The organism is Ferrimonas balearica (assembly GCF_019802055.1).
Classification (GTDB): Bacteria; Pseudomonadota; Gammaproteobacteria; order Enterobacterales; family Shewanellaceae; genus Ferrimonas; species Ferrimonas balearica_A.
The window spans coordinates 800,726-815,180 of record NZ_JAHVHW010000004.1 but is presented as its reverse complement, the minus strand read 5'-3'; the positions used below and the strand labels follow the sequence as shown (position 1 = coordinate 815,180).

Annotated in this window: 14 protein-coding genes; 11 read left to right on the top strand and 3 right to left on the bottom strand. The window is 59.2% G+C overall.

All coding sequences use genetic code 11. The features are described 5' to 3' along the window. Window positions 1-4 precede the first annotated feature (4 nt). Window positions 5-670 (top strand): TIGR04219 family outer membrane beta-barrel protein, encoded by a 666-nt coding sequence (locus KUV52_RS04500; protein ID WP_222524724.1) that lies wholly within the window; start codon window positions 5-7, stop codon window positions 668-670. 60 nt (window positions 671-730) lie between these two features. Here KUV52_RS04500 and tolC read toward each other — a convergent pair whose 3' ends face one another. Continuing rightward, on the bottom strand, window positions 731-2,068 hold the full coding sequence (gene tolC, locus KUV52_RS04495; protein WP_222524723.1) for an outer membrane channel protein TolC: 1,338 nt from the start codon (window positions 2,066-2,068) through the stop codon (window positions 731-733). A 211-nt stretch (window positions 2,069-2,279) separates the two neighbouring features. Here tolC and KUV52_RS04490 point away from each other — a divergent pair, with 211 nt between their 5' ends. The 10 genes from KUV52_RS04490 (at window position 2,280) to rraB (ending at window position 12,135) form a co-directional block, all read left to right on the top strand. Then, complete coding sequence (locus KUV52_RS04490; protein WP_222524722.1) at window positions 2,280-2,909, top strand: NUDIX domain-containing protein; 630 nt, start codon at window positions 2,280-2,282, stop codon at window positions 2,907-2,909. Beyond that, window positions 2,906-3,361: a DUF1249 domain-containing protein gene (locus KUV52_RS04485; RefSeq protein ID WP_222524721.1), complete on the top strand. Its 456-nt coding sequence runs from the start codon at window positions 2,906-2,908 to the stop codon at window positions 3,359-3,361. The genes KUV52_RS04490 and KUV52_RS04485 overlap by 4 nt, the downstream gene beginning before the upstream one ends. Further along, the gene (cpdA, locus tag KUV52_RS04480) at window positions 3,319-4,185 is read left to right on the top strand and encodes a 3',5'-cyclic-AMP phosphodiesterase (RefSeq protein WP_222524720.1); all 867 of its coding nucleotides are present in this window, start codon (window positions 3,319-3,321) and stop codon (window positions 4,183-4,185) included. The genes KUV52_RS04485 and cpdA overlap by 43 nt, the downstream gene beginning before the upstream one ends. A gap of 27 nt (window positions 4,186-4,212) precedes the next feature. Further along, window positions 4,213-4,809, top strand: coding sequence for a YqiA/YcfP family alpha/beta fold hydrolase (locus KUV52_RS04475; RefSeq protein ID WP_222524719.1), 597 nt, complete (start codon window positions 4,213-4,215; stop codon window positions 4,807-4,809). Between the two features lie 55 nt (window positions 4,810-4,864). After that, window positions 4,865-6,757 (top strand): DNA topoisomerase IV subunit B, encoded by a 1,893-nt coding sequence (parE, locus tag KUV52_RS04470; RefSeq protein WP_222524718.1) that lies wholly within the window; start codon window positions 4,865-4,867, stop codon window positions 6,755-6,757. Between the two features lie 12 nt (window positions 6,758-6,769). Next, window positions 6,770-7,882, top strand: coding sequence for a PQQ-dependent sugar dehydrogenase (locus KUV52_RS04465; protein ID WP_222524717.1), 1,113 nt, complete (start codon window positions 6,770-6,772; stop codon window positions 7,880-7,882). A 5-nt stretch (window positions 7,883-7,887) separates the two neighbouring features. After that, window positions 7,888-10,158 (top strand): DNA topoisomerase IV subunit A, encoded by a 2,271-nt coding sequence (gene parC, locus KUV52_RS04460; RefSeq protein ID WP_222524716.1) that lies wholly within the window; start codon window positions 7,888-7,890, stop codon window positions 10,156-10,158. Window positions 10,159-10,262: 104 nt separating this feature from the next. Beyond that, window positions 10,263-10,910 carry a CatA-like O-acetyltransferase gene (locus tag KUV52_RS04455; protein ID WP_222524715.1) on the top strand — a complete coding sequence of 216 codons (648 nt, stop codon included), beginning with the start codon at window positions 10,263-10,265 and terminating at the stop codon, window positions 10,908-10,910. A 90-nt stretch (window positions 10,911-11,000) separates the two neighbouring features. Then, a complete protein-coding gene (locus KUV52_RS04450) occupies window positions 11,001-11,735 on the top strand; it encodes a 1-acylglycerol-3-phosphate O-acyltransferase (protein ID WP_222524714.1) in 735 nt (244 codons plus the stop codon). A gap of 28 nt (window positions 11,736-11,763) precedes the next feature. Then, window positions 11,764-12,135 (top strand): ribonuclease E inhibitor RraB, encoded by a 372-nt coding sequence (rraB, locus tag KUV52_RS04445; RefSeq protein WP_222524713.1) that lies wholly within the window; start codon window positions 11,764-11,766, stop codon window positions 12,133-12,135. 875 nt (window positions 12,136-13,010) lie between these two features. On the opposite strand, the gene KUV52_RS04440 is transcribed toward rraB, so the two are convergent. Further along, window positions 13,011-13,511, bottom strand: a complete 501-nt coding sequence (locus KUV52_RS04440) for a GNAT family N-acetyltransferase (RefSeq protein ID WP_222524712.1) — start codon at window positions 13,509-13,511, stop codon at window positions 13,011-13,013. Beyond that, complete coding sequence (locus KUV52_RS04435) at window positions 13,511-14,455, bottom strand: diguanylate cyclase (RefSeq protein ID WP_222524711.1); 945 nt, start codon at window positions 14,453-14,455, stop codon at window positions 13,511-13,513. Before KUV52_RS04435 ends, KUV52_RS04440 begins: the two co-directional genes overlap by 1 nt.

Sequence of the window (14,455 nt, the reverse complement as noted above, 5' to 3'; positions counted from 1 at the left end):
CACCATGAAGTTGAAACCGAGCTTGTTGGCTGTCGCTCTGGCAGCCGGTTTTGTCGTACCGGCCCAAGCGGATGTACTGGGCGTCAAGGCGGGTATGGACCTCTATTTCGTGTCCACTGATGGCAAGCTGGATGCCGATGAGGTGGCCTGGAACGACAAGAGCCGTATCAGCGCTTACGCCGCCTTCGAGCACTTTATCCCGATCATCCCCAACCTGATGGTGCGCTACAACTCGCTGGGCACTGCGGGCCAGGGTGCTGATCTGGACCTGACCAACACCGATTTCATCTTCTACTACGAACTGCTGGATAACCCGGGCGTCGAGCTGGATCTGGGTGTGAACTACCGCCTTTACACGGGCGAAGCTGGCACCAACGGCTGGGAAACCCAGGACATTGATAAGGGTGTGTTCATGGGGTACGCCCGCAGCCGATTCAACCTGGTTGGCACCGGGGTGTTCGCGTTTGCCGACGTTAGCCTGACCAATTACTCTGACCGTAAGATCAGCGACTACCAGCTGGGTCTGGGTTACGGTCTGGGCATCTTTGCCTTCGATCTGAACCTGCGCGGCGGTTACCGTCAGCACGATTTTGATGTGCGTAACTTCAACGGCATCACCGCTGACGTGAGCCAGGATGGCTGGTTCCTGGGTGCTGAACTGGCGTTCTGAGCCCGGTTTACCCACCCATAAAAAAACCCGCCATCCGGCGGGTTTTTTCATTTATCGAGCTTACTGCTTCTGGTCACCGTCGCTGTCAGCGGCAGTGGCCTGACGCAGGCCCTGGTTGATCATCGATACGTCCTCTTCGGACAGGGTACCGGCAGCCTGCTTCAGGGCCAGAACCGCGATGATGTAGCCGTAACGGGCGTCAGACAGCTGCTGCTTGGCGCTGTACAGCTGCTGGGTGGAGTTCAGCACGTCAACGATGGTACGGGTACCCACCTCGAAACCGGCTTCGGTAGCTTTCAGTGCACTCTCAGCGGAGATCACGGATTGCTCGAAAGCCCGGATGGAGCTGATGGAAGCGTTCACGTTGTTCAGGCTGGCACGCAGGTTACGCACCACGTTGCGGTGGGTCTCTTCCAGGCTCTGCTGGGCACCAACGTAGTTGTAGTTGGCCTGCTTCACCTGGCTGGATACCGCCAGACCGGAGAAGATCGGGATCTGCACCTGAACCCCAACGGAACCTTCACCGTTATCGGGGGTGTTGGTGAACTCGGCGTTCTCGTTGTAGCTGGCGGTCAGGCCAATGCTCGGCAGGTGGCCGGTTTTGGCCAGGCTGATCTGCTGCTTGGCAATCTCAACACCCAGACGGTCGATCAGCAGCTGCAGGCTGGAATCTTCCGCGATGGTCTGCCACTGCTCATGGCTGCTCGGCGTCGGATTGCTCGGGCTGAAGCGGGCGGTATCGAGCACGTTCAGGTTGTCGTGCGCCATGCCGGTGATCTCGCGCAGCGCCTCGTAGCTGTTTTCCAGGTTGTTCTGGGCCTGGATCTCGTTGGCAACGGCCAGGTCATACTGAGCCTGGGCTTCATGCACATCGGTGATGGCGGTCAGGCCCACTGCAAAGCGCTGTTTGGTCTGTTCCAACTGACGCTCAATGGCGCGCTTGTTGGCCTGAACAAAGTCCAGGTTGTCCTGAGCGGACAGTACGTCGAAGTAGGCTTGTGATACGCGTACGATAAGACCCTGAACCTGCAGGTTGTAGCCCAGCTCAGCCTGGCTGGCGGCCTGCTTGGTCAGGTCCAGATTGACGTAGTTGGCGTGGTTATAGATGCTCTGGCTCAGCGTCAGACCACCGGTAAATCCATCATCTTCACGATCACCGAATTCACGGTTGTAGAAGCTGTTGCTGTAGCCCAGCGTGGCATTGATTTGGGGCAGCAGGCTGGCGCGGCTCTCACCGATTGCCTCATAGGCTGCGTCGCGGTTAGCCTTGGCTTGAAGCAGAATGGGGTCTTTACCAAGGGCTTGCTGATAGATCTGTAGCAGATCGTCGGCTTGTGCGGCGTAGGAGGCGGAGGCCAGGCCGAGAGCCAGACAGACGGAACGCAATTTGAAGTTCATTCCTTATCCTTAAATTCTTCGCAAAAACGAGCCCGCCTGAAGGCAGGCTGGCTGAAAAGTTGGCGGGACCCGCGAGTTCCCCTAGACGACGATGACTTTGACAGCGATAGTTAACTGAATCCTATGCTGTTAAGTCAACGTAAATTGACTCGCTAAGTGTAACAGAACACAAATAAATCTGGCTGAATGAGAGATAAATAACAGAGGAAAAATGTCGAAAAATCGGGTGCAGAAGTACGGGAAAGCCGAATTGACCATCCTGGATCGGGAGTATTTGTTCCGGGGTTTCTTCAATATGGAGGCAGTTACCTTCCGTCATCAGCGGTTTGATGGGCACTGGAGCGAGCCGGTTCGCCGAGAAGTATTTGAGCGGGGAGACGCCGCCGTGGTGCTGCCTTACGACCCGGTCAGTGACAAGGTTATCCTGGTTGAACAGCTCCGTGTCCCGGCTGCCAGAACCAGCCAAACCCCCTGGTTACTCGAGTTACCCGCCGGCATTATTGAGGCCGATGAAGCGCCTGAATCCGTTGCCCGACGTGAGCTGGAGGAGGAGACCGGCCTCACTGCCCACAGCCTCACCTTTCTCTACAGTTACCTGCCCAGCCCGGGGGCCTGCTCCGAGCGACTCTATCTCTATCTGGCGGAGGTTCAGGCACCCGAATCCGGCGAAGCCCTGTTCGGACTGGATGATGAACATGAAGACATTCTGCGTCATGTGGTGAGCCGCGAGCAGGCGATGGCCTGGGTGGAGGACGGCACCATCGACAATGCCAGCACCATTTTGGGATTGCAGTGGCTGGCCCTGAAGCGGGAAGCCCTGTTTGGGCCCCAGACCGGATGAACCGCCGTTACGTCCCCGATGTAGGTCGATACCTGGGGATCTGTGGGCGGAACTATACCGCACTGCAACGACTGCTCGCCCGAGCCAGTCGAACTCAGGGGGACGGCCCCTATCTGTGGCAGCATCAAACAGAGCCGGTGCAGTTGCGGATCCGTGTGCTGGAGCGCACACCCTACACCGAATTATTGGAGCTGGAACGAATTTCTGACCCCATTCCCCACGTAACGGTGCCAAAAATGAGCATCCGACTGTATCATGACGCGCGATTGGCAGAAGTGTTAAGCAGCCAACAGACCACAAGGCTGCTGCCAGTGTATGACTATCCGAATGTCCATATGCGGCAGCCTAATGAAAAATTTCAGGTAAATCTGTTTCTTGCGGAGCTGCTGGAACAGTTTCAACAACGCGAATGGCTGAGCGTCAATCGGAGCGAGGAGAGTCGGAAAACGTGACCATCTGTGTGGATACCCTCACCCCCAAGGATGAGAATGGGGTGATCCGCCTGGCCCAGATCAGTGACCCCCACCTGTTTGCAAACAAAGCCGCGGGCTTCCTGGGCATCAATCCCTGGCAGAGCCTCAACGCCGTTGTGGAACAGTTGGCCTCCGATACGTCACTGGACCTGTTGCTGGCCACCGGGGACATCAGCCAGGACCACAGTGCTACCGCCTACTCCCATTTCGCTGAAGCGGTCGCGCCTTTGGCGCTGCCCACCTATGCTTTGCCGGGCAATCACGATGCCCCCAAGCTGATGAGTCACTCTCTCAGCAATACCGTGGTTCAGTATGGCCGCCGTATCCAGGCGGGTAGCTGGCAAATTCTGATGCTGGACTCCACGGTGCTGGGGCTGCCCGCCGGGCACCTGGCTCTGGATGAACTGCGCTGGCTTCACGGCGTGCTGAACAGTACCGAACAATGTCCGACTCTGGTTGCCCTGCATCACCACCCCAAACCGACGGGTTGTGCCTGGCTGGATCAGCACGGTTTGGACAATGGGGCCGAATTTTTGTCTCTGCTCAGTCGCTATCCTCAGGTTAAGGCGGTGATCTGGGGTCACGTTCATCAGGAGATGGACCTGTGGCATGAGCACATCCGCCTGCTGGCGGTGCCCTCTACCAGTATCCAGTTTTTGCCTAAAAATGACGGCTTTGCCCTGGATCGGGCCCAACCCGGCTATCGATTGCTGAGCCTCCATCCGGATGGCACCCTGACCACTGAGGTCCAGCGCTTGCACGGCTCCGCCTTTGTGCCGGATCCCAGCGCCACGGGGTACTGAACCGGGGGAGGACAAGGAAAGGAACCCATGCTCCTCTATCTGCACGGCTTTAACAGCGCCCCCAGCTCCACCAAGGCCACTCAGGTGGCCCAATACGTGGCGACCCACCATCCCCAGGAACCGTTGGCGATGCCCAGGCTGGCGACGGCGCCCAGCGCCGTCCGTGAACAGTTGCTGCCGTTGGCACAGACCGCGCTGAAGGCGGGCGAGCCGCTGCGTCTGATGGGGAGCTCTCTGGGCGGTTATCTGGCCAGCTACCTGTTGGAAACGCTGGTGGCGGAAACCGGACAGGATCAACTGAAAGCCGTACTGATTAATCCAGCGGTTCGCCCCTATGAACTGCTGGCGGATTACATTGGTGAACAGGAAAACCCCTATACCGGCGAGCGTTACCGCGTCGAGCCGGAGCATATGGGACAACTGCAAGCGATGGATACGCCTGTCCTGCTGCAGCCTGAGCGCTATATGGTGCTGCTGCAAACCGGCGATGAGGTTTTGGATTACCGACAAGCTGAAGCCAAGTATCGCCTGGGTCAACTGCGTGTCGAGCGCGGTGGTGACCATAGTTTTCAAGGGTTTGAACAGCGCTTGCCTGAAGCCTTCGCCTTTTTGGGGCTGGCTTGAACCCACGACGGGGCCATGGCTATGATGGCCCGATAACGCCTAATTGGAACGCCTGATGAGCACGCAATATACCTCTGATGCCATTGAGGTACTCAGTGGATTGGAGCCGGTGCAGAAACGCCCCGGCATGTACACCGATACCACCCGTCCCAACCACCTTGGTCAGGAAGTGATCGACAACAGTGTCGATGAAGCCCTGGCTGGCCACGCCAGTGAGATCCAGGTGATCCTCCATCCCGATCACTCTTTGGAAGTGATCGATGATGGACGAGGCATGCCGGTGGACATCCACCCGGAAGAGGGGGTGCCCGGGGTGGAGTTGATCCTTTGCCGCCTGCACGCCGGTGGTAAGTTCTCCAACAAGAACTATCAGTTCTCCGGGGGCTTGCACGGTGTGGGTATCTCCGTGGTGAACGCCCTGTCCCGCCGCGTTGAGGTGACCGTTCGGCGCGACGCTCAGGTGTATGAGATCGCTTTTGAGCATGGCAATAAGGTGCAGGACCTGACGGTGACCGGAACCTGCGGTCGTCGCAATACCGGTACCCGAGTGCACTTCTGGCCGGACCCAAAGTACTTTGACTCAGAGAAATTCTCCGCGACCCGCCTGATCCACCTGTTGCGGGCCAAAGCGGTGCTTTGTCCGGGCCTGAAGATCCGCTTTGACGACAAAATCAAAGGGGAGCGCCACGAGTGGCACTTTGAGGATGGCCTGCGCGACTACCTGGTGGACGCCGTCAAAGAGTGGCCCAAGCTGCCGGAAGAACCCTTTGTCGGTACCTTCTCCGGCAACAACGAAGCGGTGGACTGGGCGGTGCTCTGGCTACCGGAGGGCGGCGACAGCATCGGGGAATCCTACGTAAACCTGATCCCGACGGCTCAGGGCGGTACCCATGTGAACGGTTTCCGTCAGGGTCTGCTGGAGGCGATGCGGGAGTTCTGCGAGTTCCGCAACCTGTTGCCCCGGGGCATTAAGCTGGGTCCCGAAGACATCTGGGACAAGGCCAGCTACATCCTCTCCACCAAGATGCAGGATCCTCAGTTTGCCGGGCAGACCAAAGAGCGTCTCTCCTCCCGTCAAGCCTCCGCGTTTGTGACTGGCGTGGTGCGCGACGCCTTCAGCCTGTGGCTGAATGAGCACACCGACCAGGCGGAACTGCTGGCGGAGCTGTGCATCAACAACGCCCAGAGCCGTCTTCGCAAAGCCAAGAAGGTGGCTCGTAAGAAGGTCACCTCCGGTCCGGCTCTGCCGGGTAAACTGACCGATTGCAGTGGTCAGGACGCCAGCCGTGGCGAACTGTTCCTGGTGGAGGGGGACTCCGCAGGCGGCAGTGCCAAGCAGGCCCGGGACAAGGAGTTCCAGGCGATCATGCCGCTGCGGGGTAAGATCCTGAACACCTGGGAGGTGGAAGCTGCCCAGGTACTGGCCTCTCAGGAGGTGCATGACATCTCGGTGGCCATTGGCTGTGACCCCGACTCTGATGACATCTCCGGCCTGCGCTACGGCAAGATCTGCATTCTGGCGGATGCGGACTCCGATGGTCTGCACATCGCCACGCTGCTTTGCGCCCTGTTTATGCAGCACTTCCGCACTCTGGTGGAGCGCGGCCACGTTTATGTGGCGATGCCGCCGCTGTTCCGTGTTGATGTGGGCAAAGAGGTGTTCTATGCCCTGGATGAGGGCGAGAAACAGGGGATCCTGGATCGCATCAAGGCGGAGAACAAACGCGGTAAGGTTCAGGTCACCCGATTTAAGGGTCTGGGTGAGATGAACCCGGTCCAGCTTCGTGAGACCACCATGGACCCCAATACCCGCCGTCTGGTGCAGCTGACGGTGGATGATGCGGAAGCCACCATGGCGCTGATGGATATGTTGCTGGCCAAAAAACGGGCCGGCGACCGCAAGGAGTGGCTGGAACGCAACGGCGATATGGCCGATCTGGACAACTAACGGGAGCCAAGGATGACACTGGGACGGACCCTGATCACCACACTCGCCTTATTGGCGCCAACCGCAGCGGCGGTACCGGCAGTGACTCAGGCTAATCTGCCGCCGGGCTTCACCCTGGAGCTCTATCTCGATGGGGTGGAGAATGCCCGCCAGATGGCCTGGGGCGACAAGGGCACCCTGTTTGTCGGCTCCCGCAAGGCGGGCAAAGTCCATGCGGTGACCGACAGCGACGGGGATGGCGAGCCGGATAAGGTGGCGGTATTGGCAGAGGGGTTGTTTCTGCCCTCCGGTATCGCCTTCCGTGACGGCGACCTCTATGTGGCGGCGGTAAGCCAGATCCTGGTGTATCGCGACATTGAGTCCCGTCTGGATAATCCCGGTACGCCGGAGGTGTTGGTGGATGATCTGCCCAGCGATGCCCATCATGGCTGGAAGTACCTGGATTTTGCGCCGGATGGACGCCTTGTGGTGCCGGTAGGGGCACCCTGCAACATCTGCAACCCGGCTGAGCCCTATGCCACCATCCTGGCGTTGGATCTGGAGCGGGGCCGCCGAGAGGTGTTGGCCCGTGGGGTACGTAACTCCGTGGGTTTCGACTTCCATCCACAGACCGGCCAGCTCTGGTTTTCCGATAACGGCCGGGATCATCTGGGCGATGATTCACCGCCGGATGAGATAAACCGCCTGGAGAAAGTGGGCAGTCACTTCGGTTACCCATACTGGCACGGTGGCGAAGTGGCTGATCCGGAGTTTGTTCCAAGCCCCCAAATGAAGGCCGATTTTGTGGACCCGGTTGCCCGGCTTCAGGCCCATGTTGCGCCTCTTGGGGTGCACTTCTACCAGAGCGAACAGTTTCCCTCCCGCTACCGTAATGCGCTCTTTATCGCCGAGCACGGCAGCTGGAACCGCAGCAGCAAAGTGGGTTACCGCATCAGTGCCCTGATCCCCGATGGGGGAGAGAATGGCGGTTACGAAGTGGTGGTGGATGGCTGGCTTGATGGCCAGACTCCCCTGGCTCGTCCGGTGGCATTTTTGCCCCACCCGGATGGCTCGCTGCTGATCTCTGACGATTACAAAGGCCGGATTTACCGGCTCAGTTACAACCCCGGCGACGCCGGAAAGTGAGAACCATGACCGACCACAATGCGATGAGTCTGGAGGGTGTGGAGCAGCAGCCTCTGCGCCAGTTCACCGAGCAGGCCTACCTGAATTACGCCATGTACGTGATTATGGACCGGGCCCTGCCGCACATTGGGGACGGCCTTAAGCCGGTACAGCGGCGTATTATCTACGCCATGAGCGAGCTGGGCTTGAGCGCCACCGCCAAATACAAGAAATCCGCCCGTACCGTGGGTGACGTGCTGGGTAAATACCACCCGCACGGTGACAGTGCCTGTTACGAAGCGATGGTGCTGATGGCACAGCCCTTCACCTATCGCTATCCGCTGGTGGATGGTCAGGGTAACTGGGGTGCGCCGGACGATCCCAAGTCTTTCGCAGCGATGCGTTATACCGAGTCCCGCCTCTCCCGTTTCTCCGAAGTGCTGCTGTCGGAACTGGGGCAGGGCACCGTTGAGTGGGGTCCGAACTTCGACGGCACCATGAAAGAGCCCAAGCTGCTGCCGGCCCGACTGCCGCACATTCTGCTTAACGGCGTGACCGGCATTGCGGTGGGTATGGCCACCGACATTCCGCCACACAACGCTCGGGAAGTGGCCTCGGCCTGCGCCCACCTGCTGGAGAATCCCAAGGCGGAACTGGAAGAGCTGATGGAGTTCGTCCAGGGCCCGGATTACCCGACGGCCGCCGAGATCATCACGCCGAAAGCGGAGATCGCCAAGATCTACCAGACCGGTCGGGGCTCAGTGAAGATGCGTGCCGTGTATGAGGTGATCGACGGTGAGATCGTGGTGACGGCGCTGCCGCATCAAGTCTCCGGCAGTAAGCTGATTGAACAGATTGCCGGCCAGATGCAGGCCAAGAAGTTGCCGATGGTGACGGACCTGCGTGATGAGTCCGACCACGAACACCCGGTCCGTCTGGTGATCGTACCGCGCTCAAACCGCATCGATCTGGATCAGGTGATGGCCCACCTCTTCGCCACCACCGATCTGGAGAAGAGCTACCGGGTAAACCTTAACATGCTGGGGCTGGATAACCGCCCGGGCGTGAGGGACCTCAAGTCGATCCTGGCTGAGTGGCTGGTTTACCGCACCGAGACGGTGCGCCGCCGCCTGCAATATCGTCTGGATAAGGTGCTGGCTCGACTGCACATTCTTGATGGTTTGCTGATCGCCTTCCTCAATATCGATGAAGTGATTGAGATCATCCGCACTGAGGACGAGCCCAAGGCTGCCCTGATGAGCCGCTTTGGCCTGTCCGAGAAGCAGGCGGAAGCGATCCTGGAGATCAAACTCCGTCAGTTGGCCAAGCTGGAAGAGATCAAGATCCGCGCCGAACAGGAGGAGCTGGCAGCCGAGCGTGACAAACTGGAGCTGATCCTCTCCTCTGAGCGCCGTTTAAAAACTCTGGTGAAGAAGGAACTGCTGGCGGACGCAGAAACGTACGGCGATGACCGCCGCAGCCCGCTGGTCGAGCGTGGTGAAGCCCGTGCTCTGACTGAGCAGGAGCTGACGCCTGCTGAGCCGGTTACCGTGGTGATGAGTCAGAAAGCCTGGGGCCGCTGCGCCAAGGGCCATGATGTTGAGCCGGAAGCGCTCTCCTACCGTGCTGGTGACGGTTACCTGGCCCACGCTAGAGGCCGCAGCAATCAGCCGGTCGTGTTCCTGGAAAGCTCCGGTCGGGCCTACACCACCGAGCCACACTCCCTGCCGTCCGCACGAAGCCAGGGTGAGCCCCTCTCCGGGCGATTCAACCTGGTGGCGGGCGCCAAGCTGGAACACGTAGTGATGGGCCTGGAGGAGGACCACTACCTGATGGCCACGGATGCCGGGTACGGCTTTGTGGGTCAGTTCAAGGAGATGGTCAGCCGCAACAAGGCGGGTAAGGCGTTGCTGACGGTGCCGGTGGGTGCCGAGGTGCTGCCGCCGCAACGGATCCGTGATCAGGCCAATGACCGTTTGCTGGCGATCAGTACTGAAGGTCGTATGCTGCTGTTCCCGCTCGCCCAACTGCCGGTTCTGGCCAAGGGCAAGGGCAACAAGATCATCGGCATCCCCTCCGAGCGGGCCAAGAGCCGCGAAGAGTATGTGAAGCACCTGGTGGTGCTGCCGGTGGGCGCGCAGATCACCCTGTGGGCCGGCAAACGTAAACTGACGCTGAAGAGCGCTGACCTGGACCACTACCTGGGCGAGCGTGGCCGTCGAGGCAATAAGCTGCCTCGTGGTTTGCAGCGGGTGGATCGGGTGGAGGTCAACGAGGCCGATACCGACACCGAGTAAACTCAGATACCGGGGCCCTAATGGGCCCCGGTGTGATCTTCAGACTGGTTCTGTCCGGCACAACCCCCTATAGTGAGCGCCAAAAATTGCTCATGGACCGGCAGATGCATTACCTCACGCCCGATACCTTCCCCCGCCAACAACAGTTCGATCACTACAGAAACGTGGCACTTCCCTATGTCGGGATCTGTGCCGATGTGGAGGTTCAGACCTTGCTGGCACACTGCAAGGCTCACGGAGTGTCTGCCTACCGCGCCATCCTATATGCCTGCACCCTGGTGGCTCAGGAACTGCCCTGGATGCGCTGGCGGATCCGCGAGGATGGGATCGTGGAGCATGAGCGGCTGGATTGTGCCGTGACTGCGCTGGGGGAGGATCAGCAGGTGCGCTTTACCTCAATCCCCTGGCAATCGAGCTGGAGTCAGTTCAATGAGGCTGCACAGCAGGTGCTGGCCAATGCCAGTGCGTCGCCCAACCTCTACAACGGTGAACCGGAAGGCACCGACAACCTGATCTATCACTCCTGCGTTCCCTGGCTTCGATTTACCCAGATGGTGCAGCCGATGCCGATGGCGCCGGCCTGCTCCGTGCCCCGCATCATGTGGGGGAAATACGATGTGCAGGGAGAGCGCACCCTGATGCCACTGGTAATTCAGGCCCATCATGGCTTGGCAGACGGCCTCCATCTGGCGCAATTCTTTGAACGGCTTCAGGATAAGTTTTCTGCGCCTGAGCAGTGGCTTTCTGACTGACCACTCAGCGCACAAGCGTTAACCGAAATCATTGCCTGTTGGCCGACCAATCCCTATACTGGGCGGCCTTTTGTTTCCGGAGTTGTGTGCGTGCTGTTGCTATTCCGTTCCCTGCTGTTAGCGGTTTTGCTGGTGCTGGTGTTTCTGCTCTCCCTGGTTTATGCGCTGCTTCAGCCGTTTCACCGGGACAACGTACACCGGATCGCCCGCTACTTTGGTAAGGTCTCCCCTCTGCTGGGTGTGAAGGTGATTCGTCGCGGCGAAGAGCACCTTCCCCAGGACCACGCCGTGGTGTTTGTGGGTAACCATCAGAACAACTTCGATCTTTTCATCCAGAGCAGCATGGTGCCCCGTGGCACGGTCAGCATCGGCAAAAAGAGCCTGGTGTGGATCCCGCTGTTTGGTCAGCTCTACTGGTTGACCGGAAATATCCTGATCGACAGAAAGAACCGCTCCAAGGCGATCGCCACCATTGAGAAGGCGGCCCGCAGCATCCGCGAGAAAGCCCTGTCTGTGTGGATCTTCCCGGAAGGAACCCGCTCCCGAGGCCGTGGTCTGTTGCCGTTTAAAAGTGGCGCCTTCCACACCGCCATCCAGGCTGGAGTGCCGATTGTGCCGGTGATCTCCTCCTGCCAGGGCGACATCAAACTGGGTCGTCATCGTAACGGCGTGGTGATCGTGGAAGCCCTTGAGCCTATCTGCACGGCCGGCATGGGCCGCGAAGATGTGCGTGAGTTGGCTCAACGGGTCTACGATGTGATGCAGAAGCGTTTTGATGAGTTGAGTGCCGAGGCTCGCAGACTCAGCCAGACCGCCGCGGTATAATGCCGCCATTGCGTGAGGAGAGAGACCCATGGCCATTGAACAATTGATTGCCGAACAGCAGGAAGAGACCCGCGAGATCGTTGAGGCCCTGCTGGAAGACGGCTCCGTTAGGGACGCCACTTATACCATCGAACACCACTTCGCCAGCGCCGACTTTGATGCGCTGGAGAAGGTTGCCGTGGATGTCTTTAAAGCGGGCTTCCAGGTTGAGGATGCGGAAGAGGTTGAGCTGGATGACGGTGCCATCGTGTTCTGTTTCGACGCGGTTATCGAGCATGAGCTGGACATCGACCGTCTGGACAAGGACTGCGAGACCCTGATCCGCATCGCCGAGAAGCATGATGTGCTTTACGACGGTTGGGGCACCTACTTTGTTGAGTCTGAAGAGCAGATTCAATAACAAGACAAAGGCGGCTTTCGAGCCGCCTTTTCTTTTGTTGTCAGTCTTAAACCCCCCTCCTATTGAGGTGGTAATCGTTTCCTCGGGGCTCTGCCCCTAGAGTTGCGATTTCTAACTATTTCCGCGTAAACGAGTAAGCAAAATAGCCACGAAATCGAATCCATTTTGATGTTGTCCGCCGGTCTTTCACGGCGAAAGCCGTCCCCCATCGCCGACTCGCGGCGCCGAGCGGGAGCGACTGGGAATGAAGCCGAGGGCCAGGGGTGAGAGCCGATAGGCACGAACGCGAAGCCATGGATGGCGTAGCCGGGCTTTTGAGCGGAGCAGGGACTGCGCAGTGAAAAAGGCCCGAGTGGCCAGCCGAGCATGGGTGAACGCCGATAGGCGTGAACGCGGAGCCATGGAGGGCGGAGCCGGCTTTTTGGAAAGGGTATGGATAGCCCTTTCCAAAAACGAGTCTGGCCAGAGCTGAAATGGAAAGGAGAGGGAGCGAGGGGCATTCGCCGCGCCGGAGGCATAGGGGAGTCCAGAGGGGCGTAAGCCCTTCTGGCGGCCGCCGGGCCGCTCCCGGCAAAGGGGGTAATGGTCCGCCTTCAGTCACATGCCTGTGGCATCCTCACCACCAAAAAAGCCCCCTTATAGTCGGCTAATCAAAGCCAGCTGCTATGCCGGTGGATGTTTACCTCTTGCATCCCTCAGCCTTGGCTATAGTTGAAGTTTGGGCATAGGTTGGAGGTTGAGTATGAAGGAGTATGCAGGAGAGGACCGGCGTCATGTGCAGCGTCGGCAGCATCCGGAAAGGCGGGCATCACTTCGTTGGGATCCCCTCAAAGGCGACCGTCGGGTCGGAACGGGACGACGTAAAGAGGATCGCCTTAAGCGTTACGCGCTATAAGGGACTTCTGCCAGAACGCCACATCCAGCCAGCGACCAAACTTGAACCCCACTGCGTGCAGCGTGCCCTGATGCTGGTAACCCAGTTTGCGGTGCAGCGCCTCACTGGCGGGGTTGGGTTGAGTCAGCACCCCTAATACTTCCCGAATGCCCTGTGCCGCCAGGGCGTCCAACAGGGCTTGATAAAGCCGTGTGCCTGCGCCCCGCTGCTGACAGCCGGGAGCCAGGTAGATGGTGGTTTCTGCGGTAAAGCGATAGGCGCTGCGGGGCTTGAAGTGAGTGCCGTAGGCATAGCCGATGCAGTCGCTCTGTTCACCCTCCAGAACCAGCACCGGAAACGCCTCTGCGATGCCCTCAAGACGTTCCCGCATCTGTTGTTCACTCAGCGCGGTCTCTTCGAACGTGGCGATCTCGTTTTCCACATAGTGGTTGTAGATGGCGGTGATGGCCGCCAGATCTCGGGGCTGGTAGGGACGTATCATCAGGCCACCTCAAGACGGTTGCGACCGTTCTGCTTGGCCTGGTACAGAGCGCGGTCGGCTGCTTCGAACCAGGCCTGGGAGGAGGGCAGTTCATGCTGGTAAGCGCAGAGACCCAGACTGACGGTGATATTGAGTGACAGTGGCAACTTGATCACCATCTCGGACACGGCAACGCGCAGTCGTTCTGCCAGCATCACCCCCTGTTCCATCCGGGTTTCCGTCAACAGTACCACGAACTCTTCGCCCCCGTAGCGCGCCACAATGTCGGTTTTCCGTAAAGTTCGGGCCAGCAGGTTGCCCAGTTCGTTCAGTACCTGATCCCCGGCCGCGTGACCGTATTCGTCATTCACCTTCTTGAAATGGTCCACATCCACCACCAGCAGGCAACTGGGGGGCTGGTAGCGTCGACAGCGCTGGAACTCCTGCTCCAGGGCGCTCTCCCACTGTCGCCGGTTGGCCAGCCCGGTCAATGGGTCGATCTGGCTTAAGCGCTCCAGCTTCTCATTGGCGGAGGCCAACTGACGTCGGTCAGCCGCCTGAACACTGACATCGTAGAGGATGAGGGCGGCATGACTGACGTTGCCGCTCAGGTCCTGCAGAGGTTGTACCGTCATGTTCTGGCACATCATCTGGTTGCCACCGGTGATGGGGCGGGAGTAGGCGAAGGGGAATACGAAAGGTCGTTGCTCCCAGACGGTAAAGGAGCGGCTGTTGAGCAGGAACGCCGCTTCCAGCTTGCTGATAAGCCACTCTTTGGGGAGGTCGGGAAACAGGTCGAACAGGGATTGCTCCCGCACCTGCTGAGCGCTCAATCCGGAGTGGTTCTCCATAAAACCGTTCCAAAGCTGCACCCGGTAGTCCCGGTTGATCACCACCAGGCCCACTTCAATGCCTTGCAGCAGTTGGGTCAATCGGTGCAGGTGCTCAATTTCGTGGTCGTTCAC

Coding starts and splice junctions, on each gene's coding strand:
- parC (WP_222524716.1), top strand. CDS start 7,888: ATGACCGACCACAATGCGATGAGTCTGGAGGGTGTGGAGCAGCAGCCT.
- KUV52_RS04475 (WP_222524719.1), top strand. CDS start 4,213: ATGCTCCTCTATCTGCACGGCTTTAACAGCGCCCCCAGCTCCACCAAG.
- KUV52_RS04500 (WP_222524724.1), top strand. CDS start 5: ATGAAGTTGAAACCGAGCTTGTTGGCTGTCGCTCTGGCAGCCGGTTTT.
- KUV52_RS04455 (WP_222524715.1), top strand. CDS start 10,263: ATGCATTACCTCACGCCCGATACCTTCCCCCGCCAACAACAGTTCGAT.
- parE (WP_222524718.1), top strand. CDS start 4,865: ATGAGCACGCAATATACCTCTGATGCCATTGAGGTACTCAGTGGATTG.
- tolC (WP_222524723.1), bottom strand. CDS start 2,068: ATGAACTTCAAATTGCGTTCCGTCTGTCTGGCTCTCGGCCTGGCCTCC.
- cpdA (WP_222524720.1), top strand. CDS start 3,319: ATGGCTGAGCGTCAATCGGAGCGAGGAGAGTCGGAAAACGTGACCATC.
- KUV52_RS04490 (WP_222524722.1), top strand. CDS start 2,280: ATGTCGAAAAATCGGGTGCAGAAGTACGGGAAAGCCGAATTGACCATC.
- KUV52_RS04465 (WP_222524717.1), top strand. CDS start 6,770: ATGACACTGGGACGGACCCTGATCACCACACTCGCCTTATTGGCGCCA.
- KUV52_RS04485 (WP_222524721.1), top strand. CDS start 2,906: ATGAACCGCCGTTACGTCCCCGATGTAGGTCGATACCTGGGGATCTGT.
- rraB (WP_222524713.1), top strand. CDS start 11,764: ATGGCCATTGAACAATTGATTGCCGAACAGCAGGAAGAGACCCGCGAG.
- KUV52_RS04440 (WP_222524712.1), bottom strand. CDS start 13,511: ATGATACGTCCCTACCAGCCCCGAGATCTGGCGGCCATCACCGCCATC.